Here is a 24961-nt window from a genome sequence, read left to right as displayed (position 1 = left end):
CCACGCGGGACGGCCGGCGTGGCTTGTTTGCTGATCAGGACCGGACACATCCGGTCGAAAGGCCGCGCAGTATACCGTAAGCTGGCGCGTTTAAGGCACCCCGGCGACCAACTGTCGCCCCTTATTTTTCGGGGCTTTGGCTGACTTTCGAGTCAACCGCTGCAGCCCCTTCGAGCTTGCGCCACAGCAGCCTTACGTTGGCCTTGCGTACCAGGGCGCAGCGATACAGGCGGATTTCCAGCGGCACATGCCACTGGCTGCCGCCGCAGATTGCCAGCTCACCCCTTTCGAGTTCGCCTCGCATCGACAGGCGCGGTACCCAGGCGATGCCCATGCCCTCCAGCGCCATGCTCTTCAGGCTGTCGGCCATGGCGGTTTCATAGACGGTGGTATAACGCAGGTTGCGCTGGCGCAGCAGCAAGTTGACCGAGCGGCCGAGGAAGGCACCGGCGGTATAGGCCAGCAGCGGTACGCTGCCCTCGCCTTCAAGATCGAACAAAGGCTTGCCGTCGGCATCCACGGCGCACACCGGCAGCATTTCGGTGGTGCCCATGTGCAGCGACGGGAAGATTTCGGCATCCATCTGCAGGGCCGCATCCGGGTCATAGAACGCCAGCATCAGGTCGCAGCCGCCTTCGCGCAAGGCATGCACGGCATCGCCGACGTTGGTCGCGACCAGGCGGGTGGCGATGTTCAGGCCGTCGTTGCGCAGCTGCGCCACCCAACGCGGGAAGAAACCCGAGGCCAAGGAGTGTGCAGCGGCCACCTGCACCACCTCGCCCTGCCCGCCCTCAAGATGATGCAAATGGCGAAGAATTTCGCTCAACTGGTCGACAACCGTACGTGCCGTAACCAGAAACAGCTGGCCAGCCTCGGTCAGTTCTATCGGCGTGCGGGAACGGTTCACCAGCTGTAGCCCCAACGCCGCTTCCAGGCTGCGGATGCGCCGGCTGAATGCGGGCTGGGTCACGAAGCGCCGTTCTGCCGCCTGGGAAAAACTGCGGGTAGCCGCCAGCGCGCTGAAGTCTTCAAGCCATTTGCTTTCAAGGTTCACGAAGCACATCTCCCGGCATGCACCAAAATGGAACACGCTCGAATGTTTATTGACGTCACATGAAACACTATGCCGTTTGTGCATAGGTTAGCGTGCAACAGCATTTGCCGCAAAATCGCCTTCAGGCCTAGGATTGGCGCCATTCCGGCATGTGCCGGGTCAAAATCGAGATGATATCCATCATGTCCTCCGCTGCATCGTTCCGCGTCGAAAAAGATCTGCTTGGTACCCTTGAAGTCCCTGCCGATGCCTACTACGGCATCCAGACCCTGCGCGCTGCCAACAACTTCCATCTCTCCGGTGTTCCGCTGTCGCACTACCCGAAGCTGGTCGTGGCCCTGGCCATGGTCAAGCAGGCCGCTGCCGACGCCAACCGTGAGCTGGGTCACCTGAGCGATGCCAAGCATGCTGCCATCACCGCAGCCTGCGCCCGCCTGATCAAAGGCGATTACCACGACCAGTTCGTGGTCGACATGATCCAGGGTGGTGCCGGTACTTCCACCAACATGAACGCGAACGAAGTCATTGCCAACGTCGCGCTGGAGGCCATGGGCCACCAGAAGGGTGAATACCAGTACCTGCACCCGAACAACGACGTGAACATGGCGCAGTCGACCAACGACGCCTACCCAACGGCCATCCGTCTGGGCCTGCTGCTGGGTCACGACGCCCTGCTGGCCAGCCTCGACAGCCTGATCCAGGCTTTCGCTGCCAAGGGTAAAGAGTTCGACCACGTACTGAAGATGGGCCGTACCCAGCTGCAGGACGCCGTGCCGATGACCCTGGGCCAGGAATTCCGTGCCTTCGCCACCACCATGACCGAAGACCTGCAGCGCCTGCGTTCGCTGGCTCCGGAACTGCTGACCGAAATCAACCTGGGTGGTACCGCCATCGGCACCGGCATCAACGCCGACCCGGGCTACCAGGCCCTGGCCGTGCAGCGCCTGGCTGCCATCAGCGGCCAACCGCTGGTACCGGCCGCCGACCTGATCGAAGCTACCTCCGACATGGGCGCCTTCGTGCTGTTCTCCGGCATGCTCAAGCGTACCGCCGTCAAGCTGTCGAAGATCTGCAACGACCTGCGCCTGCTGTCCAGCGGCCCGCGCACCGGCATCAACGAGATCAACCTGCCGGCGCGTCAGCCAGGCAGCTCGATCATGCCAGGCAAGGTCAACCCGGTTATTCCGGAAGCGGTCAACCAGGTGGCCTTCGCCATCATGGGCAACGACCTGGCCCTGACCGTCGCCGCTGAAGGTGGCCAGCTGCAGCTGAACGTGATGGAACCGCTGATCGCCTACAAGATCTTCGACTCGATCCGCCTGCTCCAGCGCGCCATGGACATGCTGCGCGAGCACTGCATCGTCGGCATCACTGCCAACGAACAGCGCTGCCGTGAACTGGTCGAACACTCGATCGGCCTGGTCACCGCCCTGAACCCGTACATCGGCTACGAAAACGCCACCCGTATCGCTCGCGTTGCCCTGGAAACCGGCCGCGGCGTACTGGAACTGGTGCGTGAAGAGAAGCTGCTGGACGACGCGATGCTCGACGACATCCTGCGTCCGGAAAACATGATCGCTCCACGTCTGGTTCCGCTGAAGGCGTAACCAGGACGCTGTAAACAGTCTCACCAGGTCGAGGGACTAGACACCTCTCAACCTTTACAAGGCCCGAGCCTATGCTTCGGGCCTTTTTTTTGCCTGCGGATTCCGAGGTTCCTGCGCAGCCCTCGGGAGATCGGCACACAACTTGCTCCAAAATGCATCCCAGGCCAACGGGATTACCCAGCATGCTGCACAGCCACCTGACTACCCTCAACGCGGTTTCGCTGATCCTCAACGTCTTCCAGGCAGACGGTTGCGAGGCGTCGGCGCTGTTGGCCGGCAGCGGTATCGGCCCGGCAGACCTGGGGCATGCCGATGCGCGCATCACCACCCAGCAGGAACTGCAGGTGTGCGCCAACGCCGTCGCCCGGCGCGAGGACATCGGCCTGGAACTGGGCCGGCGCATGCATGTGTCGTGCTACGGCATGCTCGGTTACGCCCTGCTCTCCAGTGCCACTTTGGGTGACGCCTTGCGCCTGGCGTTGCAGTATCCGGCACTGCTGGGAACAGTCTTCAAGCTGCGTTTGCTCGATGACGGCCAGCGGGTCTGGTTCAGCGCCAGCGAGTGCCATGACAGCCCGGCACTGACCGCCTTCAATGCCGAGTTCTGCCTGGTATCGTTGAAAGTCATTTGCGACGACCTGCTCGGACGCCCACTGCCGCTGCTAGGCGCCCGCTTTGAACACCCTCGGCCCAGCTACCACACGCTCTATGCCGATGCATTCCAGTGCCCGGTCGGTTTCGACGCCGAGACCAATGCCTTCGCTTTCGAACGGCGCTGGCTGGACATGCCATTGCCGCTGGCCGACCCGATCACCCACAAGGCCATGAGCGAGCGCTGCCGGCGCCTGAACCTGGAATTTACCGGGCGCCAGGCGTGGCTTGGGCGGATCCGCCAGTTGTTGCTGCAACAACTGGATGCGGCGCCGGGCCTGGAGGGGCTGGCGCGGCAGATGAACTGCTCCTCGCGGACTTTGCGCCGGCACCTGCAGGCGCTGGGCTGCAGTTATCAACAACTGCTCGACGAACTGCGCTTCGATCGGGCCAAGCAATTGCTGGCCGATGAGCAGATGCCGATCTACCAGATTGCCGAGACCCTGGGGTTCAGCGAGACCGCGAGTTTTCGCCACGCATTCCAGCGTTGGAGCGGTGTCGCGCCCAGCCATTTCCGCGGCTGACCTGCTCCGGCCTCTTGGCGGGGCAAGCCCGCTCCCACAGGGATTGCGCCAGCCTCAGGTACAGCACTGAACCTGTGGGAGCGGGCTTGCCCCGCGAAAGGGCCGGCACAGGAAAGCTCGGCCAGTCAGCTTGGCCACATCGATCCCCTTTTGGCCGTTTGCGTCGTTCTCCGCCACCGGGCAGCCCGTGAAAATGGGCCCACGCCAGTCCCCCCGGAGAACAACAAATGCTGACGATCTATACCGATGATCACCGCCTGCACCATGGCCGCTGCGAGCTCATCGATGGCAAGCTGATGCCGTGCTTCGAAATGCCCTCGCGCGCCGACCACGTGCTCGAACAAGTGAAAAAGCGCAACCTGGGCGATGTCCAGGGCCCGACAGACTTCGGCCGTGCACCGCTGCAGCGCATTCACAGCGCCGACTACCTCGACTTCTTCCAAGGCGCCTGGGCACGCTGGGCCGCGCTCGGCCACGAAGGCGACCTGCTGCCCTTCACCTGGCCGGCGCGCACCCTGCGCCAGGTCAAGCCAACCGGCCTGCACGGCGAACTGGGCTACTACAGCTTCGACGCTGGTGCGCCGATCACCGCCGGCACCTGGCAGGCCGCCTACAGCGCCGCGCAGGTCGCCCTCACCGCCCAGGCTGCCATCCAGCAGGGCGCCCACTCGGCCTTCGCCCTGTGCCGCCCACCAGGGCACCACGCCGCCGCTGAAGTCATGGGCGGCTACTGCTACCTGAACAATGCCGCGATAGCCGCCCAGGCGTTCCTCGACCAGGGCCGCGCCAAGGTCGCAATCCTCGACGTCGACTACCACCACGGCAACGGCACCCAGGACATCTTCTACCAGCGCAGCGATGTGTTCTTCGCCTCGATCCACGGCGACCCAACGGATGAATTTCCGTTCTTCCTCGGCTATGCCGACGAAACCGGTGAAGGCGCCGGCGTTGGCTGCAACATCAACTACCCACTGCCCGCCGGCAGCGACTGGACTGCCTGGAGTGCTGCCTTGGAGGACGCCTGCCAGCGCATCGAAGCCTATGACGCCGACGTACTGGTGATCTCGCTGGGCGTGGACACCTTCAAGGACGACCCGATTTCGCAGTTCAAGCTGGACAGCCCGGACTACCTGGAGATGGGCAAGCGCATCGCGCAGCTCGGCAAGCCGACCCTGTTCGTGATGGAGGGCGGCTACGCTGTCGAAGAAATCGGTATCAATGCAGTCAATGTGCTGGAAGGCTTCCAGCGCAGCCAACCAGGAGCCCGATAAATGGTCCGACTCAAGCATCTGCTCGCCCCGTTCATCGCCGCCACGCTGTTTACCGGCGCCCTGCAGGCCCAGGCCGAACAGCGCACCCTGCGGGTATACAACTGGTTCGACTACATCACCCCGCAAACCCTCACCGAGTTCCAGAAGGACAGCGGTGTAAAGCTGATCTATGACATCTTCGACACCAACGAGGCGCTGGAAGCCAAGCTGCTCACCGGTAACTCCGGGTATGACGTGGTGGTGCCATCCAATGTGTTCCTCGCCAAGCAGATCGAAGCCGGGGTGTTCCAGCCACTGGACCGCAGCAAGCTGCCGAACTGGCAACACCTGGACCCGGCCCTGATGAAGCTGATCGAAGCCAACGACCCGGGCAACAAGTTTGCCGTGCCCTACATGTACGGTACCGTGCTGATCGGCTTCAACCCGGCCAAGGTCAAAGCCGTGCTCGGCGACGACGCGCCGGTCGACAGCTGGGACCTGATCTTCAAGGAAGAGAACATCGCCAAACTCAAGCAGTGTGGTGTGGCGCTGCTCGACTCGCCGTCGGAGATCCTGCCACTGGCCCTGCAGCACCTGGGCCTGCCGCCTAACAGCGACAAGCCGGCCGACTACAAGCAGGCCGAGGCACTGATGCTGAAAATCCGCCCCTACATCACCTATTTCCACTCCTCGAAATACATGGCGGACATCGCCAACGGTGATATCTGCGTGGCAGTCGGCTACAGCGGCAGCTTCTCCCAGGCCGCCAACCGCGCCCGCGATGCGAAGAATGGCGTGGTGGTGGACATGCGCCTGCCCAAGGAAGGTGCGCCGATCTGGTTCGATATGCTGGCAATTCCGAAGAATGCAGCCAACCCGGAAGACGCGCATGCGTTCATCAATTACCTGCTGCGGCCTGAGGTAATTGCACCGATCAGCGATTTTGTCGGCTACCCGAACCCCAACAAGGATGCCACGGACAAAGTGAACCCGGCGATTCGCAACAACCCCAACCTGTACCCGACGGCAGAGGCAATGGCCAAGCTGTATACCCTCAAGCCTCTGGCGCGGGATGCCGAGCGGGCACGCACCCGGGCATGGACGCGGATCAAGTCCGGTACCTGATTCAAAGCTGGGGTGGGGGCTAATGCCCGTCAGTTAAGGTTCCCGCAGACTTTACTGGGGCTGCTCTGCAGCCCTTCGCGGGCAAGCCCGCTCCCACAGGGACCGCGCATTTCTAAATGCTCGGCGCTAAATCTGTGGAAGCGGGCTTGCCCGCGAAGGGCCGCAAAGAGGCCCCAGATTGCTTAACTGACTGGCATTAGAGTGGGGGCTGCTACGCAGCCCCTTTCATTTTCGCCAAGCCTTGCGCAAGCGCATCAGTGCCTCGGCAATTTTCTCCTCCGGCACTGCTGCAAATCCCAGCACCAGTCCAGCACGTTTATCCACAGGCACGTCGCTGTCCGCCAACCAAAAATTGCTCAGCGGAGTCACTTCTACCCCCTCCGCTTCAGCCTTTGCCACCAATTCCTGCTCGCGCGCAAAGTTATCCACATCCAACTTCAAGTGCAGCCCGGCCGCCACTTCCGGCATGCTGCCCAACCCCGGTATATCCACAGGCCAACCAGCCTTGAGCACGTTGCGTCGGCTCAAGGCCGCCTTGCGCATGCGCCGGATATGCCGCTGGAAGTGCCCCCGTGCCATGAATTCAGCCATCACGCACTGGCTGCTAACTTCCGAATGCCGCATCGCCAGCGCCCTGCCCTGGCTGAACGCCTGCGCCAGCGACGGCGGCAACACTAGGTAGCCAAGGCGCAATGCCGGGAAGGCGATCTTGCCGAATGTACCGACATACAGCACCCGCCCGTTCCGGTCGAGCGACGCCAGCGGAGCCAGGGGCGCGCCGCTGTAGCGATATTCGCCGTCATAGTCGTCTTCGATGATCCAGCCACCGCTTCGCTCGGCCCAGGCCAGCAGTTCCAGGCGCCGCGCCAGGCTCATGGTCACCCCGGTCGGGTACTGGTGGGCTGGCGTGACGTAGGCGAGCCGGCAATCGGTCAGTTGCCGCAGCCAGCGACAGTCCAAACCGTCCTCGTCCACCGGCACGCCATGCAATCTGCCACCGGCTAACGCAAAGGCATTCCCCGCCGCCCGGTAACCCGGGTTTTCCACAGCCACACCGTCTCCTGGCTGCAACAGCAGCTGTGCACAAAGGCTGATGGCCTGCTGCGCACCACTGGTGATCACAATTTGTGCAGCTGTGCAACTCAACCCACGCGAGCTACGCAGGTAGGCAGCGACCAACTCGCGCAGTTGCGGCTCGCCTGCCGGGTCGCCATAACCGAGCTGCGCAGGCGCCGGGTTGCGCCAGAAACCCGCCTGCAGCTTGGCCCACACGTCGAACGGGAACAAATCGAACGCCGGAATACCAAGCCGAAACGCTCGCGGCGCACCACTTCTTGGCGGTAGCAAGTGGTTGTTTTCCAGGCGCCGCAAAGGCTCGCTGATGCGTGGCTGGCTGGATAAATTTCCAGTGCCTTGTTCAGAATTTGTGGATAAACCTGTTGATAAGCCACGGGATAACCCTGTGGATATTTGTGTGGATAGTTTCGGCAGGTGGCTGACATAGGTGCCATCACCTACCCGGCTTTCGATGAAGCCCTCGGCATACAGCTGGTCGTACGCCCGCACCACGCTGTTGCGTGACAGCGCCAGCATGGCAGCCAGATCGCGGGTAGCCGGCAGCCGCGTGCCGCTGCTCAGGCGCCCGTCCAGTACCCGCGCACGCAGCGCCTGGTACAGCTGCTGGCTGAGCCCGCGGCGGCGATCCAGTACGATGCCAGCAGGGTCGAAGGGCAACACTAAGGGGCGCTCGCTCATGGCATTGGACCTATCAGAACAACTAACAATGGCTCTTACATAGAACCAATAGCCTGCCTAGGATGGCCTCATTGCACAAGGAAACCGGGCATGTACAACAGCAAACCCCACCAGGAACACGACCTTGGTCGCCTGCATCAGCATATGCATGACACCCGCCTGGCCATACTGGTCAGCCATGGCGAGCAAGGCATGCTGGCTAGCCACCTGCCGGTGTTGATCGATACCAGTGAAGGCGAGTTCGGCACGGTCTATGCCCATTTGGCCCGGGCCAACCACCAATGGCAGGACCTGGCACAAGGTGCCGAGGCCCTGCTGGTGTTTCCCGGCGCCGATGCCTATGTCAGCCCCGGCTATTACCCAAGCAAGGCCGAGAACCCCAAGGTGGTACCCACCTGGAACTACCTGGCCGTGCATGCCTATGGCACGGCCGAAGTGCTGCACGATGGCCCAGCGCTGCTGGCTATCGTCAGCCGCCTAACCGAACGCCACGAACAAGGCCGCAACCAACCATGGAAGGTCGCTGACGCTCCGGCCGACTATATCGATGGCATGCTCCGTGCCATTGTCGGCATCCGTCTGCCCATCGCTCGCCTGCAAGGCGCGCGCAAGCTCAGCCAGAACCGCTCGGCGCAAGACATTGCCGGGGTGCGTGAAGGCCTGGGCGCCAGCCCGGACTATCTGGATAACCAACTCGCAGCGCACATGCGCCCACTCTGAAGGAACAGCCTCATGTCCAGCGTTACCCTGCGCCCCGTCACTGCTCAAGACCACGCTGCCTGGCTTGCCCTGTGGCACGCCTATCTGCATTTCTACCAATCCGAACTGACCGATGAGGTGAGCATGAACACCTGGCAGCGCTTGCTCGCCGCCAACGAGCCGACCCATTCAACCCTGGCCTGGGTCGATGGCAAGGCGGTTGGCATGGTCAACTTCATTTACCACCGGACCAACTGGAGTATCGGCAATGCCTGCTACCTGCAGGACCTGTACGTGGACAGCACGCAGCGTGGCCTGGGCATCGGCCGCCAATTGATCGAGCACGTCTATGCTGCAGCCGAGGCTGAAAAATGCAGCAAGGTGTACTGGGTGACCCACGAAACCAACGCCACCGCCATCAGCCTGTACCAGCAGGTTGCCGAGCGCTCGGGCTTTATCCAATTCCGTAAAGAGTTGTAAGCCGAACATGACCGACGCATTGAACTGGAAGCCCGCCGCTACGCCGCGGGCCGAGCCCATCGAAGGCCGCTTTGTCCGTCTGCAAAAGCTCGACCCGGCGCGCCATGGCAACGACCTCTGGCAGATGCTGCAAGGTCCGGCTGCCGACCCTGCCCTATGGGACTACCTGCCCTACGGCCCGTTCGCCGATCGTGCTGCCTTCGACCGCTGGCTGGAAGGTAACGCTGCCGGCCGCGATCCGCTGTTCTATACCGTGATCGACCGCACCAACGGCCAGGCCCAGGGCATCCTCAGCCTGATGTCGATGGTGCCCGAGCACGGCCGCATCGAAATCGGCCACGTCGCCTTCGGTGCCGCCATGCAACGCACGCCCAAGAGCACCGAGGCGGTGTACTTGCTTGGCAAACTGGCCTTTGAACTGGGCAACCGCCGGCTGGAATGGAAGTGCAATAACGCCAACGCCCGCTCCAAACGCGCGGCGGAGCGGTTTGGTTTTGTCTACGAAGGGGTGTTCCGCAAGCACTTGGTGGTCAAGGACCATAACCGCGATACCGCCTGGTACTCGGTTACCGATGATGAGTGGCCGGCGCTGGCTGCCGGATTCGAACGCTGGTTGAGCGAGGAAAACCAACCGCCGACAGGCCAGGTAAAAACGCTGGAGGCCTGTCGCAAAGGCTGAGGGGCGTGCTGTAGCAGCCGGCTTCTGCGCGGGTGAATTGGCGCCCAAGGGCATCACCCGCCCTGAGGCCGGTGATTTGTCCGGGGCCTACAATTTAAAAAAAGGGGAGCATCCGCTCCCCCGAGGTTAACCACTTGTAGACGAAGGCTTATCTCAGCCTTCGATCTCGATCAGGATCTCGCCCGGCGTCACGCGGTCGCCCTTGGCCACGTGAATGGCCACGACCTTGCCCGCGATAGCCGCCTGCACTTCAGTTTCCATCTTCATGGCTTCGGTGATCAGCACGGCCTGGCCGACCTTGACCATGTCGCCTTCCTTGACCAGCACATCCACGATGTTGCCCGGCATGGTGGTGCTGACGTGGCCTGGAGCGCTGGCCTGCTTGCGCTTGCTGCTGCCGCTGCCGACGAATTCGTTGAGCGGCTCGAACACCACCTCTTCCGGCATGCCGTCGATCGACAGGTAGAAGTGACGCTTGCCTTCGGCCTTCACCCCAACGCCAGTGATGTCGACACGGTAGGTTTCGCCGTGCACGTCGATGACGAACTCGGTCGGCACGCCTTCGCCACTATGGGACGCTACTGCGCCCGCCTCAGGAATTGGCAGCAGCACTTCAGGGGTCAAGGTGCCGGCTTCGCGTTCCTCGAGGAACTTGCGGCCAATGTCCGGGAACATGGCGTAAGTCAGCACATCTTCTTCACAACGCGCCAGGGCACCGATGTCGGCACGCAGCTTGGCCATTTCCGGCTTCAGCAGGTCGGCCGGGCGTACGTCGATCACCTCTTCGCTGCCGATCGCCTGGCGCCGCAGTTGTTCGTTGACCACACCCGGGGCCTTGCCATAGCCGCCTTGCAGGTACAGCTTCACCTCGTTGGTGATGGTTTTGTAACGCTCGCCAGCCAGCACGTTGAAGAACGCCTGGGTGCCGACGATCTGCGAGGTCGGGGTCACCAGCGGCGGGAAGCCGAGGTCTTCACGCACCCGCGGGATCTCTGCCAGCACTTCGTTCATGCGGTTGAGCGCGCCTTGCTCCTTGAGCTGGTTGGCCAGGTTGGAAATCATGCCACCCGGCACCTGGTTGACCTGCACGCGGGTATCCACGGCGGTGAACTCGCTCTCGAACTGGTGGTACTTCTTGCGCACGGCGTAGAAGTACAGGCCGATTTCCTGCAGCAGTTCCAGGTCCAGGCCGGTGTCGAACTCGCTGCCCTTGAGCGCGGCAACCATCGACTCGGTGCCCGGGTGGCTGGTGCCCCAGGCGAAGCTGGAGATGGCGGTGTCGATGTGGTCTGCGCCGTTTTCCACGGCTTTCAGTTGGCACATCGCGGCCAGGCCAGCGGTGTCGTGGGAGTGGATGAACACCGGCAACGACTGTTCAGCCTTCAGCGCCTTGACCAGTTCACCGGTGGCGTAGGGGGTCAGCAGGCCGGCCATGTCCTTGATCGCCACCGAGTCGCAACCCATGGCTTCCATCTGCTTGGCCTGGTTGACGAAGGCTTCGATGGTGTGCACCGGGCTGGTGGTGTAAGCGATGGTGCCCTGGGCGTGCTTGCCGGCAGCCTTGACCGCTTCGATGGCCACGCGCAGGTTACGCACGTCGTTCATGGCGTCGAAGATGCGGAACACGTCAATGCCGTTGACCGCGGCCTTGGCCACGAAAGCCTTGACCACATCGTCGCTGTAGTGGCGGTAGCCCAGCAGGTTCTGCCCGCGCAGCAGCATTTGCAGGCGCGTGTTGGGCAGCGCTGCACGCAGCTTGCGCAGGCGCTCCCACGGGTCCTCCTTGAGGAAGCGCACGCAGGCGTCAAAGGTGGCGCCACCCCAGACTTCCAGCGACCAGTAGCCAACCTTGTCGAGCTTGTCGCAGATCGGCAGCATGTCTTCGGTACGCATGCGGGTGGCCAGCAGGGACTGGTGGGCGTCGCGCAGGATCGTGTCGGTTACGTGAATTTTCTTGGACATTATGGGGTTCCTCACAGGCCTGCGTGGGCGGCGATGGCGGCGGCGATGGCCAGGGCCAGCTCTTCGGGTTTGCGCTTGATCGAGTAGTTGGTCAGTTCGGGGTGGCTTTCGACGAAGCTGGTATTGAACTGGCCGCTACGGAATTCGGGATTGCGCAGGATTTCCTGATAGTACGCTGCGGTGGTCTTCACCCCTTGCACGCGCATGTCGTCCAGGGCCCGCAGGCCGCGGTCCATGGCTTCTTCCCAGGTCAATGCCCAGACCACCAGCTTCAGGCACATGGAATCGTAGAACGGTGGAATGGTGTAGCCGGTATAGATCGCCGTGTCGGTACGCACGCCCGGGCCACCGGGGGCGTAGTAACGGGTGATCTTGCCGAAGCTGGGCAGGAAGTTGTTTTTCGGGTCTTCGGCGTTGATCCGGAACTGCAGCGCGTAGCCGCGGTGCTGGATGTCTTCCTGCTTCACCGACAGCGGCAGGCCCGAGGCGATGCGGATCTGCTCACGGACGATATCGATACCGGTGATTTCCTCGGTGATGGTGTGTTCCACCTGCACCCGGGTGTTCATTTCCATGAAGTACACCTCGCCATCGGCGAGCAGGAACTCCACGGTACCGGCGTTCTCGTAGTTCACCGCCTTGGCGGCACGTACCGCGAGATCACCGATGTAGGCACGCTGCTCGGGGGTGAGCTGCGGGCTTGGGGCGATTTCGATGAGCTTCTGGTTACGGCGCTGGATCGAGCAGTCGCGCTCGAACAGGTGCACCACGTTGCCGAAGCTGTCACCGAGGATCTGCGCCTCGATGTGCTTGGGGTTGACGATGCACTTTTCCAGGAATACTTCGGCCGAGCCAAAGGCCTTGGTGGCCTCGGAGATGACGCGGGGGAAGTTCTGTTCCAGTTCTTCGCGGCTGTTGCAACGGCGGATACCACGCCCACCACCGCCAGAGGTGGCCTTGAGCATGACCGGGTAACCGATGCGGTCACCTTCGCTCAAGGCTTCGTGAATGTCGGCAACGTTACCTTCGGTGCCCGGCGTCACCGGCACGCCAGCGGCGATCATGGTACGGCGAGCTTCGGTCTTGTCGCCCATGCGGCGAATGACGTCGGCGGCCGGGCCAATGAACTTGATCCCGCGTTCGGCGCAGATCTCTGCCAGCTCAGCGTTTTCCGACAGGAAACCATAGCCCGGGTGCAAGGCATCACAGCCGGTTTCCACAGCCAGGTTGACCAGCTTGCGCGGGTTCAGGTAGCCAGCCAGCGGCTCGGCACCAATGCTGTGGGCTTCGTCGGCGCGCTTGACGTGCAACGCATGCCGGTCGGCGTCGGAATAGATCGCCACCGAGCGAATGCCCATCTCGGCGCAGGCGCGCACGATCCGAACTGCGATTTCACCTCGGTTGGCGATCAGGATTTTTTTTATCACTGGAGTCTTCCCAAAGCCGTAGGAACAGTCGAGCCGGTTCTACCGGTCGGCGCGTGACCAGGCGTCGCTGGCCAGTCGCACATCCACCCTAGCGCTGTAGGTTGATAAACAAAAATCAATATTTGTTAGAGGCTGTATTAGTAAAAGCTTATAGTGCGGTAACAAGGTGTTGCCGAAGGGCGGGTTAAAATGCGTAAGTCATTGATGCGTATGACGTTGCGTCAACTGCAGATCTTCAACGAGGTGTGTGATTTACGCTCGTACAGCCGTGCTGCAGAAGAGATGGCGCTGACACAACCCGCCGTTAGTCTACAGATCCGCCAGCTGGAAGAGCTGATCGGTCAGCCGCTGTTTGAGTATGTCGGCAAGAAGCTCTACCTGACCGAAGCGGCCGAAGCCCTGCAACGCGCCAGCCGCGATATCTTCGGCCGTCTGGAGAGCCTGGACATGCAGCTGTCGGATATGCAGGGCTCACTCCAGGGGCAACTGAAACTGGCGATCGAGTCCAGCGCCAAGTACTTCGTGCCACACCTGTTCGCCGCCTTCAAGCAGCGCCACCCGGAGGTCAACCTGACCCTGACCGTGGTCAACCGCGCCCAGGCCATCCGCCGCCTTTCGGACAACCGCGACGACCTGATCATAATGTCCATGGTGCCGCAGGACATGGGCCTGGAGTTTCTGCCATTCCTCAACAACCCGATCATCGCGGTGGCCCCGCCCGAACACCCGTTGTGCAAACTGGAGCAGTTGCGCCTGCAGGACCTGGAGCCTCATACCCTACTGGTTCGCGAACAAGGTTCAGGCACACGCAAGGCTTGCGAGGAATACTTCAAGGACAAGCGCGTGCACTTTACCCAGACCCTGGAAGTGGCCTCGGCCGACGCCCAGCGTGAATGCGTGATCGCCGGCCTGGGTATTGCCCTGCTCACCCGGCATGCCGTCAACCTTGAACTGGCTACCGGTGTGCTGAAGGAGCTTCCGGTGGAGGAGCTGCCGCTGTACCGCAGCTGGTGCGTGGTGCAGTCAAAAGCCAAACGGCAATCACCGGTTGCCTTGGCCTTCCTGGCGTTCATCCGCGGCGAACGTGCGCTGATCAGCGGCCTGGTTGAACGCTTTTCGGGGAAGTTGCCGCAGACGCCTGCCACACCGTGAGGTCCTGCAACTCGGGGTAGTCCACGAGGTCGCGCAGCAATTGACGTTGGTCGCAATAGCTTTCGATCGCGCGGCGGTATTCCATGCGGCGCTGATCCTTTTCCTGCTGCTTGCGAGCCTTGGCGCTGGGTTGGTAAGTACCGTCGTAATCACGAGCCATTGCCTGTCTCCCAGATAGGATGCGAGGACTTCAGACTGGCCTTGGTGGTTTACGGTTTAGCGTTGGAACGGTGACAAAATGGTGAATTTGCACAACCTGCACCAGACTCATGACGGCTTGCCCGCGAAGAGGCCGGTGCAGGAAGCATTCAGTCGTCGGTAGCCTTGATCGACTTGGGCGACAAACGCAGGCTGCGCAAGCTGCGCTTCACGCTCTTGAGGTGGTTGACCAGGCTCGGCCCGCGCGCCATGGCCACGCCCATGGCCAACACGTCGATCACCACAAGGTGGGCGATACGCGAGGTCAGCGGCGTGTAGATTTCGGTGTCTTCATGCACGTCGATCGCCAGGTTGACCGTTGACAGCTCGGCCAGTGGCGTCTGGCTGGGGCACAGGGTGATCAGGTTGGCGCCGCTCTCACGCACCAGATTGGCGGTAATCAGCAGATCCTTGGAGCGGCCCGACTGGGAAATGCACACCGCCACATCGCCCGGCTTGAGGGTCACCGCCGACATCGCCTGCATGTGCGGGTCGGAGTAGGCTGCCGCGCTGAGCAGTAACCGGAAGAACTTGTGCTGGGCATCCGCCGCCACCGCACCGGAGGCGCCAAAGCCATAGAATTCCACACGCTGCGCCTGTGCCATTGCGGTTACCGCCTGCTGCAGCGCCTGGGGATCGAGGTGCTCACGCACTTCCATCAAGGTATGCAAGGTGGTGTCGAAGATCTTCAGGCTGTAGTCGGCTACCGAGTCGTCTTCATGGATGGCGAACTGACCGAAACTGGCCCCGGCAGCCAGGCTCTGTGCCAGTTTCAGCTTCAGGTCCTGGAAACCCGAGCAGCCGATGGCGCGGCAGAAGCGCACGATGGTCGGTTCGCTGATCCCTACGCTGTGCGCCAGGTCGGCCATGGAACTGTGCATGACCGCAGCCGGGTCGAGTAGCACGTGGTCGGCTACCTTGAGTTCCGATTTGCGCAGCAGGTGGCGCGATTGGGCGATATGTTGCAACAGATTCACAGGCTGGACTCGGTTATGATCGGCTGGCCGGGTTGTAGCTTTCTTGTAGTTATACTACATGGACGCCAACCCGCCCAGTTAAACGAACGTGGAGAGTGGTGGTTTGACTATTCCTTGCGACATTCTGGTTTTCGGCGGCACTGGCGATCTGGCCCTGCACAAATTGCTTCCGGCGCTCTACCACCTGTTTCGCGAGGCCCGTTTGAACAATGCCGTGCGGATCATCGCGCTGGCACGACGCAACTTGCCACGTAACGAATATCTCAAGCTCGTCGAGCGTCATTGCCGAGCGCAGATCGCCCGCAACGACTTCGATGAAGATGTCTGGCGACGATTTTCCGCGCGGGTCGACTATTTCCCCATGGATGCCTCGCAAAGCGCCGATTTCGGCCGCTTGGCGCGCTACCTCGGCGAGCCCGGCGGCTTGACGCGGATCTACTACCTGGCCACCGCCCCCAACCTGTTCGTGCCTATCGCCAATCACCTGCGCAACGCAGGCCTGGCCGACGCCGAAGCGCGCATCGTGCTGGAAAAGCCCATCGGCCACTCGCTGCAATCGGCTACCGCCATCAACGAGGCGATTGGCGCCGTGCTGGAGGAGAACCAGGTATTTCGCATCGACCATTACCTGGGCAAGGAAACCGTGCAGAACCTGATGGCCTTGCGTTTTGCCAATGCACTGCTGGAACCCGTGTGGCGCAATAGCCAGGTCGACCACGTGCAGATCAGTGTTTGCGAGACCTTGGGGGTGGAGAACCGCGGTGCGTACTATGACCGCGCCGGAGCGATCCGCGACATGCTGCAGAATCACCTGCTGCAGTTGCTGTGCCTGGTGGCCATGGAGCCACCCGCGCAGTTCGAGGCTGAAGCAGTGCGTGATGAAAAGGTAAAGATCCTTCGTGCCCTCAAGCCCATCACCGGCCAGGACGTGCAGGACAAGACCGTACGCGGCCAATATGGCGCCGGGCGCATCGGCGGCCAGGAAGTGCCGGCCTATTACTTCGAAAAGGATGTCGACAACGACAGCGACACCGAAACCTTCGTCGCCATCGAGGCGCACATCGACAATTGGCGCTGGGCGGGTGTGCCCTTCTACCTGCGCACCGGCAAACGCATGTCACGACGCTCGTCGCAGATCGTGATCCAGTTCAAGCCGGTGCCACACGAGCTGTTCATGGGTGGCCAGGTCAACCAGTTGCTGATCCAGTTGCAACCTGACGAACGCATCAGCTTGCGCATGATGACCAAGAGCCCGGGCAAGGGCATGCGCCTGGAGCCGGTGGACCTGGACCTGAACCTGGCCCAGGTGTTCAGCCAGACCCGCCGCTGGGAGGCTTACGAGCGCCTGCTGCTGGATGTACTGGAAGGCGACTCGACGCTGTTCATGCGCCGTGATGAAGTGGAAGCGGCCTGGGCGTGGATCGACCCGATCATCAAGGGTTGCGAGGAACACTTCCAGGCACCGCGACCGTACCCGGCAGGCACTAACGGGCCAGAGCAGGCCAACAGCCTGCTCGCCAGGCATGGCAGACATTGGCATAGCTGAAGCATTGCCCGGCTCCTGTGCTGGGTGAAAGGAACGACAGTGACGCTGACGCAACTTTCAACCCAAGACAGGAGCAAATTAATGGCTACCATCGCCAATCTCGTTGCAATCAATGACATCGCCAACGGCGAGCAGACCTTCAAGGTCAATTGCACCGTTACGGTCGCTTCCCCAGCTATCGAACCGGTGCTGGTCGAACCCAAGATACGCCACCGGGGTGGCTGGGAGGTGCTGGAGCTCCAGCTGCTGGACAGCGGCGCGATTGCCCCGCAAGTGCTGACGGAAAAAACCGTGACGTTCGAACGTGCGGGTGGCACCCACTGGAAAATGCTGGAGATCATTCACGCCGGTTCGCAGCAACGCTGCGAAATACGCACCGTAGAGATGATCGACTGATCCATGGTTGACCGGGCCGCCCGAGTGGTGGCCTGGCGCCTGCCATCAGGTCGATGAACGGCCGCTGGCAAGGTGAATATTTATACAGTAGAGGTTTGCCCGTTCCCCTGCCGCGCCCTAGAATGGCCCGATGCACACAGACGACCTCTCCCTCCTGCTGAACTCCCTCAACGATGCCCAACGCCAGGCCGTAGCGGCCACGCTCGGGCGTCAACTGGTGCTTGCCGGCGCCGGTTCCGGTAAAACCCGCGTGCTGGTGCACCGCATCGCCTGGCTGATCCAGGTGGAGCAGGCATCGCCGCACTCGATCCTGTCGGTGACCTTCACCAACAAGGCTGCGGCGGAAATGCGCCAGCGGATCGAGCAACTGCTGGGGATCAACCCGGCAGGCATGTGGGTCGGCACCTTCCACGGCCTGGCCCACCGCCTGTTGCGGGCCCACTGGCAGGAAGCGCGGCTGGTACAGAATTTCCAGATCCTCGACAGCGACGACCAGCAGCGCCTGATCAAGCGGGTGATGCGCGAGCTGGGCCTGGACGAACAGAAATGGCCGGCACGCCAGGCCCAGTGGTTCATCAACGGGCAGAAGGACGAGGGCCTGCGACCACAGCATATCCAGGCCGGCGGCGACCTGTTCCTGTCGACCATGCGTGACGTCTACAGCGCCTACGAACAGGCCTGCGAACGCGCCGGGGTCATCGACTTCTCCGAGCTGCTGCTGCGCGCCCTGGACCTGTGGCGTGACCATCCTGGCCTGCTGGAACATTACCAGCGGCGTTTCCGCCACGTGCTGGTGGACGAGTTCCAGGACACCAACGCCGTGCAGTATGCCTGGCTGCGCCTGTTGGCGCGCGGCGGTGACAGCCTGATGGCGGTCGGCGATGACGACCAGTCGATCTACGGCTGGCGCGGGGCCAAGATCGAAAACATCCATCAATACACTGCCGACTTCCCTGATGCCGAAATGATCCGCCTGGAGCAGAACTACCGCTCCACAGGTGGCATCCTCAAGGCCGCCAACGCGCTGATCGCCAACAACAGCGGGCGCCTGGGCAAGGAGCTGTGGACCGACATGGGCGAAGGCGAACCGCTGACCCTGTATGCGGCCTACAACGAGCACGACGAGGCGCGTTACGTGGTGGAAACCATCGAGAGCCTGGTCAAGCAGGGCAATGCGCGCAACGAAATCGCCATTCTGTACCGCTCCAACGCCCAGTCGCGGGTGTTGGAAGAAGCCCTGCTGCGCGAGCGTATCCCCTACCGTATCTACGGTGGCCAACGCTTCTTCGAACGCGCCGAGATCAAGAACGCCATGGCCTACCTGCGCCTGATCGAAGGCCGTGGCAACGATGCCGCCCTCGAACGGGTGATCAACGTACCGCCACGCGGGATTGGCGAGAAAACCGTCGAAGCCATCCGCGAGCATGCCCGCCACAGCCAGCTGTCGATGTGGGAGGCCATGTGCCAGCTGCTGGCAGCGAAGGCGCTGAAAGGCCGGGCCGCCAGTGCCCTGGGTGCGTTCATCGAGCTGATCGAGGGGTTGGCTGCCAAAGTTGTGGACATGCCGCTGCATACCATGACCCAGACCACCATCGAGCAGTCCGGGCTGATCACCTACCACCAGGAAGAAAAAGGTGAAAAGGGCCAGGCACGGGTAGAAAACCTTGAAGAACTGGTCAGCGCGGCGCGCAACTTCGAGTCCACCGAAGAAGATGCCGAGCTCTCGCCATTGTCTGCATTCCTCGGCCACGCTTCGCTCGAGGCAGGCGATGCCCAGGCCGACGAGCATGAAGACAGCATCCAGCTGATGACCTTGCACAGCGCCAAGGGCCTGGAGTTCCCCTATGTATTCCTGGTGGGCATGGAAGAAGGCCTGTTCCCGCACAAGATGAGCCTGGAAGAGCCCGGTCGTCTGGAAGAGGAACGCCGCCTGGCCTACGTCGGCATCACCCGTGCCATGCGCCAGCTGGTCATGACCTATGCCGAAACGCGCCGTCTGTATGGCAGCGAAACCTACAACAAGGTGTCACGTTTCGTACGTGAAATCCCGACGGGGCTGGTTCAGGAAGTGCGCTTGTCCAACAGTGTCAGCCGCCCGTTCGGCGGGGCCAAGGCCACCACCAACAGCAACCTGTTTGCCAATGCCAGCATCCCGCAGACCGCATTCAACCTGGGCCAACGCGTGCAGCATGCGGTGTTTGGCGAAGGCGTGATCCTCAATTTCGAGGGCTCCGGCGCGCAGGCACGGGTGCAGGTGAATTTCGCCGAAGGCAGCAAGTGGCTGATGCTGGGCTATGCCAAGCTCGAAGCCATCTGAAACCTGCGCCGCCCCGTCGTAGGAGCGGCCAGCCCTGCCAGCTTGGTAATAGCCAGGCAAAAGCTAGAAACATTATGTCGCTGGTCATGTGCCTGGGAACCTGTGCACCATGACGCGCGTGCAATCCACAACAGGGGATATCCCATTTATGCAACGTTTTCTTAGCATCGCTCTGGCGCTCTGCGTCGGCCTGACGCTGAGCCTGGATGCCAACGCCAAGCGTTTCGGCGGCGGCAAGAGCTCGGGCTCCGCGCCTATCCACCAGACCCGTCAAGCCACGCCAACCACGCCAACTGCGCCTGCTGCCGCGCCGACCGCACCTGGCCGCGCCGCACCGGCCGCCAGCGGTGCTTCGCGCTGGCTGGGCCCACTGGCCGGCCTCGCCGCCGGTGGTCTGCTGGCCTCCATGTTCATGGGTGACGGTTTCGAAGGCTTCCAGATCATGGACTTCCTGATCGTGGCGCTCATCGCCTTCCTGGTATTCCGCTTCATCGCCGCGCGCCGCCGCCAACAGCAGCCGCAAATGGCCATGCCGGGCCACGCACCGATGCAGCGTGAGGCTCACGCCCAACCTGCCCAGCCTTCGATCTTCGGTGGTTCGGCCGCACCTGCAGCCGCAGCAGCGCCAGTGATCAACGCCCCGGCGTGGTTCAACGAGCAAAGCTTCCTGGCCGCCGCCCGCAACCACTTCCAGGCGCTGCAGCAACACTGGGATGCCAACGAAATGGACAAGATCGCCGAGTTCGTTACCCCGCAGATGCTCGAATTCCTCAAGCGTGAGCGGGCTGACCTGGGTGACGGCTTCCAGTCCACCTACATCGACAACCTCGATGTGCAACTGGACGGTGTCGACGACCGTGCCGACCGCACCGACGCTACCTTGACCTTCCGTGGCGTGTCGAAGACCTCGCGCTTCGACCAGGGCGAAGTGTTCAGCGAAAGCTGGCACATGGTCCGCGCCCAGGGCGAGAACCAGCCTTGGCTGGTGGCCGGTATCCGTCAAAACGGCTAACTGCTGCACGCTGTACCAAAACCCCGGGGCTTCCCCGGGGTTTTTGCTTTTGCCAGACTGGGCTACTAGGGTATAACGCGCAGCGTTGTCATCTAGGTCAGAGGAAGTGAACCGTGGAAGAAGTGATCGAACAACTCCGTGAAGCCAATGAGCCAGTGCCGGTGCCGCTTGAGCTTCCCGACGAGGACCTGCTGGTCGAAATCGAAGAAGAGCTGTTCATCAACATTCCGTTCGTGTTCAAGGAATTTCTGCTGACCGTCAGCGATGTGGTGTACGGTTCGTTGGAGCCAGTGACCGTCACCGACCCACAGTCGCATACCTACCTGCCCGACGTTGCCGCCAATGCCTGGGATGCCGGCGTACCACGCGACCTCATCCCGCTGTGCCAGGACGGCGATAATTACTACTGCGTCGAAGAAGACGGCACCGTGGTGCTGTGGGACGCAGAAGAGGAAATTGTCGGCGAGGACAGTTGGGAGTCGGTGTGGCACTGGGCGCGAGATGTCTGGCTGGAGAGCTGATCACCAGCGCTTCGGTAAATCAGTGGCTCAGTGCCATTAATGCAGTTACCATCGCCAGGCTTTCTGCGCCTGGCGACATCGCTACCGCTCCATCCCCTCGGACGACGGTGAAATCTGGCGCAGAGAGCGTTGCCGGTTCAATGCGAGTTCTCGTGGCTATTCTCCAGCGTCTCCAGCAAGGCAATCTGCATCCGCGTGTGTACGCGGATAAACCATCGCCACAGCAACGCCACCACTGACGCCGCCACTACGGCGATCACCAGCAGCAGTTCGCTGGTCGGCAGGATGCTTGCCGACAGCGCTGACAACAGCAGGAAGATCACCAGCAGCGACAGCAGCGGAATCACCTCGGCCACCACACGGCGCACGCGCTGGGTATGCCGCCCGGCCATCTCTGGTTTCACACTCATTTCCGCCAGCACCATCGATAGCGCTTTGAGCTTGCGATAGGCAGCAATCAGGAACGGCAGCGACAGCAACAAGGCTGCCCCCCAGATCAACGCCTTCTGCTGGCTGGCATCGCTGACCCATTCACTGAGCCAGTCACCGATAGGCCCAGCGAAATAGCCACCACTGAAAAATATCGCGATCACCAGCGCCAGGTTGACCGCCACCTGCAACAGGATGCGCCGGATCATTGCCGCCAGCATGGCACCCTCACCCTGGGGCTGGATGCTGCGCAACCATTCGCCGTACAACGACAGCACCCGCGCCAGGCGGCTGGGCACTGCCTTGCCAAGCTTGTGCGAAAGCGGGTCGGCCGCTCGGATCAGGTACGGTGTCATCAGCGTGGTAATTGCCGAGACAGCCACAGCCACCGGGTACAGGAAGTCGCTGGTCACCTGCAGTGTCATGCCGAGTGCGGCGATGATGAAGGAGAATTCGCCAATCTGCGAAAGCCCCATGCCAACCCGCAATGACGTGCGCCCGTCATTTCCGGCGATGAACGCGCCCATGCCACATGACAGCATCTTGCCCAGGACCACCGCCAGGGTAATCACCACGATCGGCCATGCGTAGTCTACGAGCACCTGGGGGTCGATCATCAGGCCGATGGCGACGAAAAAGATGGCGCTGAACAGGTCCCGCACCGGTTCGATCAAGCGCTCTATCTTCAGCAATTGGCGCGACTCAGCCATGATCGCGCCAATCAGGAAGGCGCCCAGCACCATGCTGTATTCGAGCTTCACCACCAGCAGACAGAAGCCGAAACACAAGCCTAGCACGGTAATAAGCAACATCTCGTTGCTCTCGAACCTGGCCACATAGGCCAGCAGCCGCGGCACCAACAAAATGCCGATGACCAGCGCGACGATCATGAACAGCGACAGCTTGCCAACGGTGGAGAAAACCTCGCCCGAACTGACCGTGCCGCTGACGGCGATACCCGACAGCAGGGCAATGATGCCGATGCCGAGAATATCCTCGACGATCAGTACACCGAAGATAAGCTGGGCAAAGCGCTCGTTCTTCATCTTCAGGTCGTTCAGCGCCTTGACGATGATGGTGGTCGAGGAGATCGCCAGAATGGCGCCGAGGAACAGCGAGTCCATGGTGGTCCAGCCAAACCAGCGGCCAATCTCGAAACCGATCCAGATCATCAGCACGATTTCCAGAAACGCCGCGATGAAGGCCGTGGCACCAACCTTGAACAGCTTGCGCAGGCTGAATTCCAGCCCCAGGCAGAACATCAGGAAGATCACACCCAGTTCAGCCAGGGTCTTGATGGTGTCTTCATCGTGAATCAGGCCGAACGGCGGCGTGTGCGGGCCGATGATGAAGCCGGCGACGATATAGCCCAGCACGACGGGTTGCCTGAATCGATGAAAGAGAATGGTGACCATGCCAGCGACCAGCATGATTACAGCCAGGTCCTGGATGAAGCTGATGGCATGCATGGCGCGATCCTCCTTTTCGTCCTTTGTTGCCCATGTTGCATGGGCTTCGTCAGGTTAACATCGCACCCTGCCGCAAAAAGGCGGTGCAATATGCAGAAACAGATCGGCAGGAAAGGCGCCGTCAGTGGCATGATCAGCGTGACGATGGAACGTCGGCCAACGTCCCGTATCAGGAAGGTCAATTCAAACAGGGGGAAACAGAAGTGTCTTCAGATAACCATCCCCAACGACCCCATTCGCCCGATTCAGCGCAACCTCACCGTGAGCACACTATGGAACCTGGAAACGCCCAGCTGAGCATGACCGTCCTGATGACCCCGGACATGGCCAACTTTTCTGGCAACGTACATGGCGGCACCCTGCTCAAGTACCTCGACGAAGTGGCCTATGCGTGCGCGAGCCGCTATGCCGGCAGCTATGTGGTGACCCTCTCGGTCGACCAGGTGATCTTCCGCGAGCCGGTACACGTGGGGGAACTGGTGACCTTCCTGGCGTCGGTCAACTACACCGGCAACACCTCGATGGAGGTGGGCATCAAGGTGGTCACCGAGAATATCCGCGAACGCTCGGTGCGCCATTCCAACAGCTGTTTCTTTACCATGGTCGCGGTCGACGACAACCGACGCCCGGTGCCGGTACCCCCGCGCCAGCCGCAGAGCAGCGAGGAAAAGCGCCGTTTCCTGCAGGGCCAGCAGCGCCGGCAGATCCGCCAGGAGCTGGAAAAGCGCTACCAGGACCTGAAAACCGACGCCATTTAAAGCACCAGCGGCTGTGCCTCGAAGCGCACCCGTGGGTGCGCGATGCGGTCCTGGGCCCGCACCAGCTGCAATTCATAGCTGGCGCAGGCCTGGGTTTCCAGCAGCACTTCGTGCACGGCCGCAGCGGTATATTCGAACGCCTGTACCCAACTGTCACCGAGCAGTACACGGGCGAGGAACAGGCCTGATGTCAGGTCCCCGACACCCACCGGCTGCCGCGGGAACGCCAGCAGCGGGCGGCGCAGGTGCCAGCTGTGCTCGGCAGTCACCAGCAGCATTTCGAACTGGTCTTCGGCACGCCCGGGGTAGGCCAGGTGCTTGACCAGCACCACCTGCGGCCCGCGCTGCAGCAGGCTGCGTGCCATGCGTACACAATCCTCCAGCGACTGCGCACGGCGCCCGCAGAAACTGTCCAGTTCCAGCTGGTTGGGGCACAGTATGTCAGCTGCGGCGGCCGCCTCGTCGAGCAGGAACTCGCTGACTTCCGCCGGCACGATACAGCCCTTTTCCGGGTGCCCCATGACCGGGTCGCACAAGTACAGGGCCTTTGGGTTCACCGCCTTGATCCGCGCGACACCAGCCAGAATCGCCCGGCCTTGCTCGGCACTGCCCAGATAACCTGACAGCACCGCATCGCAGTGGCCCAGCTCGCCAATGTTGGAAATGCCTTCCACCAACGCAGGAATTTGCGCCGGAGCAAGCACTTCACCTGCCCACTGGCCATACTGTGTGTGATTGGAGAACTGCACGGTATTGAGCGGCCAGACATTGACCCCGATACGTTGCATGGGAAACACCGCCGCGCTGTTGCCGGCGTGGCCGAACACCACGTGGGACTGGATGGCGAGCAGGTGCGGGGTACGTTTCATGCGGGAGATTTCCAAAGCCGTTTCAAGGAATTGTGCGCAACGCAGTATGGACTCGATTGCCACCTGTACGACAGGCCAGGGACGCAGTTAAGCTGGATTGACCT

22 protein-coding genes are annotated in these 24961 nt (G+C 61.8%); 14 read left to right on the top strand and 8 right to left on the bottom strand.

Annotation, left to right across the window (positions count from 1 at the left end; genetic code table 11):
* Positions 1-121 precede the first annotated feature (121 nt).
* Complete coding sequence (locus tag QSV36_RS01290; protein WP_289129124.1) at positions 122-1054, bottom strand: LysR substrate-binding domain-containing protein; 933 nt, start codon at positions 1052-1054, stop codon at positions 122-124.
* 182 nt (positions 1055-1236) lie between these two features.
* Between QSV36_RS01290 and aspA the strand changes: the two genes are divergently transcribed.
* The 4 genes from aspA to QSV36_RS01270 all read left to right on the top strand — a co-directional run bounded on the left by aspA (position 1237) and on the right by QSV36_RS01270 (position 6211).
* The gene (gene aspA, locus QSV36_RS01285) at positions 1237-2661 is read left to right on the top strand and encodes an aspartate ammonia-lyase (protein ID WP_003260072.1); all 1425 of its coding nucleotides are present in this window, start codon (positions 1237-1239) and stop codon (positions 2659-2661) included.
* A 182-nt stretch (positions 2662-2843) separates the two neighbouring features.
* The gene (locus QSV36_RS01280; protein WP_289129122.1) at positions 2844-3836 is read left to right on the top strand and encodes an AraC family transcriptional regulator; all 993 of its coding nucleotides are present in this window, start codon (positions 2844-2846) and stop codon (positions 3834-3836) included.
* A gap of 227 nt (positions 3837-4063) precedes the next feature.
* Positions 4064-5107, top strand: coding sequence for a histone deacetylase family protein (locus QSV36_RS01275; protein ID WP_289129120.1), 1044 nt, complete (start codon positions 4064-4066; stop codon positions 5105-5107).
* Complete coding sequence (locus QSV36_RS01270) at positions 5108-6211, top strand: polyamine ABC transporter substrate-binding protein (protein ID WP_289129119.1); 1104 nt, start codon at positions 5108-5110, stop codon at positions 6209-6211.
* A 225-nt stretch (positions 6212-6436) separates the two neighbouring features.
* On the opposite strand, the gene pdxR is transcribed toward QSV36_RS01270, so the two are convergent.
* A complete protein-coding gene (gene pdxR / locus QSV36_RS01265) occupies positions 6437-7966 on the bottom strand; it encodes a MocR-like pyridoxine biosynthesis transcription factor PdxR (RefSeq protein ID WP_289129117.1) in 1530 nt (509 codons plus the stop codon).
* Between the two features lie 90 nt (positions 7967-8056).
* On the opposite strand from pdxR, the gene QSV36_RS01260 reads away from it, so the two are divergent.
* The 3 genes from QSV36_RS01260 to QSV36_RS01250 are packed head-to-tail and all read left to right on the top strand — an operon-like array spanning position 8057 to position 9824.
* On the top strand, positions 8057-8686 hold the full coding sequence (locus QSV36_RS01260) for an FMN-binding negative transcriptional regulator (protein WP_289129115.1): 630 nt from the start codon (positions 8057-8059) through the stop codon (positions 8684-8686).
* A gap of 12 nt (positions 8687-8698) precedes the next feature.
* Positions 8699-9145 carry a GNAT family N-acetyltransferase gene (locus QSV36_RS01255; RefSeq protein WP_289129113.1) on the top strand — a complete coding sequence of 149 codons (447 nt, stop codon included), beginning with the start codon at positions 8699-8701 and terminating at the stop codon, positions 9143-9145.
* Between the two features lie 7 nt (positions 9146-9152).
* Positions 9153-9824, top strand: a complete 672-nt coding sequence (locus QSV36_RS01250) for a GNAT family N-acetyltransferase (protein ID WP_289129109.1) — start codon at positions 9153-9155, stop codon at positions 9822-9824.
* Positions 9825-9977: 153 nt separating this feature from the next.
* On the opposite strand, the gene oadA is transcribed toward QSV36_RS01250, so the two are convergent.
* The gene (oadA, locus tag QSV36_RS01245; protein ID WP_289129107.1) at positions 9978-11786 is read right to left on the bottom strand and encodes a sodium-extruding oxaloacetate decarboxylase subunit alpha; all 1809 of its coding nucleotides are present in this window, start codon (positions 11784-11786) and stop codon (positions 9978-9980) included.
* A gap of 11 nt (positions 11787-11797) precedes the next feature.
* The gene (locus tag QSV36_RS01240; RefSeq protein WP_016712746.1) at positions 11798-13213 is read right to left on the bottom strand and encodes an acetyl-CoA carboxylase biotin carboxylase subunit; all 1416 of its coding nucleotides are present in this window, start codon (positions 13211-13213) and stop codon (positions 11798-11800) included.
* A 189-nt stretch (positions 13214-13402) separates the two neighbouring features.
* On the opposite strand from QSV36_RS01240, the gene QSV36_RS01235 reads away from it, so the two are divergent.
* On the top strand, positions 13403-14365 hold the full coding sequence (locus QSV36_RS01235) for a LysR family transcriptional regulator (RefSeq protein ID WP_289129103.1): 963 nt from the start codon (positions 13403-13405) through the stop codon (positions 14363-14365).
* On the opposite strand, the gene QSV36_RS01230 is transcribed toward QSV36_RS01235, so the two are convergent.
* On the bottom strand, positions 14307-14525 hold the full coding sequence (locus QSV36_RS01230) for a PA3496 family putative envelope integrity protein (RefSeq protein WP_289129102.1): 219 nt from the start codon (positions 14523-14525) through the stop codon (positions 14307-14309). The genes QSV36_RS01235 and QSV36_RS01230 overlap by 59 nt on opposite strands.
* Positions 14526-14673: 148 nt before the next feature.
* Positions 14674-15540, bottom strand: coding sequence for a transcriptional regulator HexR (hexR, locus tag QSV36_RS01225; RefSeq protein WP_011536461.1), 867 nt, complete (start codon positions 15538-15540; stop codon positions 14674-14676).
* Positions 15541-15643: 103 nt separating this feature from the next.
* Here hexR and zwf point away from each other — a divergent pair, with 103 nt between their 5' ends.
* From zwf to QSV36_RS01200, 5 genes are all read left to right on the top strand, one after another.
* On the top strand, positions 15644-17086 hold the full coding sequence (gene zwf / locus QSV36_RS01220; protein ID WP_289129101.1) for a glucose-6-phosphate dehydrogenase: 1443 nt from the start codon (positions 15644-15646) through the stop codon (positions 17084-17086).
* Positions 17087-17167: 81 nt separating this feature from the next.
* Positions 17168-17482 (top strand): hypothetical protein, encoded by a 315-nt coding sequence (locus tag QSV36_RS01215; RefSeq protein WP_289129100.1) that lies wholly within the window; start codon positions 17168-17170, stop codon positions 17480-17482.
* Positions 17483-17612: 130 nt separating this feature from the next.
* Positions 17613-19799: a DNA helicase II gene (uvrD, locus tag QSV36_RS01210; protein ID WP_289129099.1), complete on the top strand. Its 2187-nt coding sequence runs from the start codon at positions 17613-17615 to the stop codon at positions 19797-19799.
* Positions 19800-19947: 148 nt separating this feature from the next.
* Entirely contained in the window at positions 19948-20811 is an 864-nt protein-coding gene (locus tag QSV36_RS01205) for a Tim44 domain-containing protein (protein WP_289129098.1), read from the top strand.
* Between the two features lie 113 nt (positions 20812-20924).
* A complete protein-coding gene (locus tag QSV36_RS01200; protein WP_013974843.1) occupies positions 20925-21332 on the top strand; it encodes an SMI1/KNR4 family protein in 408 nt (135 codons plus the stop codon).
* 137 nt (positions 21333-21469) lie between these two features.
* Here QSV36_RS01200 and QSV36_RS01195 read toward each other — a convergent pair whose 3' ends face one another.
* Positions 21470-23230 carry a cation:proton antiporter gene (locus QSV36_RS01195; protein WP_289129097.1) on the bottom strand — a complete coding sequence of 587 codons (1761 nt, stop codon included), beginning with the start codon at positions 23228-23230 and terminating at the stop codon, positions 21470-21472.
* A 272-nt stretch (positions 23231-23502) separates the two neighbouring features.
* On the opposite strand from QSV36_RS01195, the gene QSV36_RS01190 reads away from it, so the two are divergent.
* On the top strand, positions 23503-23988 hold the full coding sequence (locus QSV36_RS01190; RefSeq protein WP_009683536.1) for an acyl-CoA thioesterase: 486 nt from the start codon (positions 23503-23505) through the stop codon (positions 23986-23988).
* Here the strand turns inward: QSV36_RS01190 and pdxY are convergent.
* A complete protein-coding gene (pdxY, locus tag QSV36_RS01185) occupies positions 23985-24857 on the bottom strand; it encodes a pyridoxal kinase PdxY (protein ID WP_289129096.1) in 873 nt (290 codons plus the stop codon). The genes QSV36_RS01190 and pdxY overlap by 4 nt on opposite strands.
* Positions 24858-24961: the final 104 nt, after the last annotated feature.

The organism is Pseudomonas sp. BCRC 81390 (genome assembly GCF_030341915.1).
In the GTDB taxonomy this organism is placed as follows: Bacteria; Pseudomonadota; Gammaproteobacteria; order Pseudomonadales; family Pseudomonadaceae; genus Aquipseudomonas.
This window is presented reverse-complemented; position numbering and strand designations above follow the sequence as displayed.

Coding starts and splice junctions, on each gene's coding strand:
- QSV36_RS01275 (WP_289129120.1), top strand. CDS start 4,064: ATGCTGACGATCTATACCGATGATCACCGCCTGCACCATGGCCGCTGC.
- QSV36_RS01215 (WP_289129100.1), top strand. CDS start 17,168: ATGGCTACCATCGCCAATCTCGTTGCAATCAATGACATCGCCAACGGC.
- pdxY (WP_289129096.1), bottom strand. CDS start 24,857: ATGAAACGTACCCCGCACCTGCTCGCCATCCAGTCCCACGTGGTGTTC.
- QSV36_RS01280 (WP_289129122.1), top strand. CDS start 2,844: ATGCTGCACAGCCACCTGACTACCCTCAACGCGGTTTCGCTGATCCTC.
- QSV36_RS01195 (WP_289129097.1), bottom strand. CDS start 23,230: ATGCATGCCATCAGCTTCATCCAGGACCTGGCTGTAATCATGCTGGTC.
- QSV36_RS01235 (WP_289129103.1), top strand. CDS start 13,403: ATGCGTAAGTCATTGATGCGTATGACGTTGCGTCAACTGCAGATCTTC.
- QSV36_RS01205 (WP_289129098.1), top strand. CDS start 19,948: ATGCAACGTTTTCTTAGCATCGCTCTGGCGCTCTGCGTCGGCCTGACG.
- QSV36_RS01230 (WP_289129102.1), bottom strand. CDS start 14,525: ATGGCTCGTGATTACGACGGTACTTACCAACCCAGCGCCAAGGCTCGC.
- QSV36_RS01190 (WP_009683536.1), top strand. CDS start 23,503: ATGGAACCTGGAAACGCCCAGCTGAGCATGACCGTCCTGATGACCCCG.
- QSV36_RS01255 (WP_289129113.1), top strand. CDS start 8,699: ATGTCCAGCGTTACCCTGCGCCCCGTCACTGCTCAAGACCACGCTGCC.
- QSV36_RS01270 (WP_289129119.1), top strand. CDS start 5,108: ATGGTCCGACTCAAGCATCTGCTCGCCCCGTTCATCGCCGCCACGCTG.
- aspA (WP_003260072.1), top strand. CDS start 1,237: ATGTCCTCCGCTGCATCGTTCCGCGTCGAAAAAGATCTGCTTGGTACC.
- pdxR (WP_289129117.1), bottom strand. CDS start 7,966: ATGAGCGAGCGCCCCTTAGTGTTGCCCTTCGACCCTGCTGGCATCGTA.
- uvrD (WP_289129099.1), top strand. CDS start 17,613: ATGCACACAGACGACCTCTCCCTCCTGCTGAACTCCCTCAACGATGCC.
- oadA (WP_289129107.1), bottom strand. CDS start 11,786: ATGTCCAAGAAAATTCACGTAACCGACACGATCCTGCGCGACGCCCAC.
- QSV36_RS01250 (WP_289129109.1), top strand. CDS start 9,153: ATGACCGACGCATTGAACTGGAAGCCCGCCGCTACGCCGCGGGCCGAG.
- QSV36_RS01260 (WP_289129115.1), top strand. CDS start 8,057: ATGTACAACAGCAAACCCCACCAGGAACACGACCTTGGTCGCCTGCAT.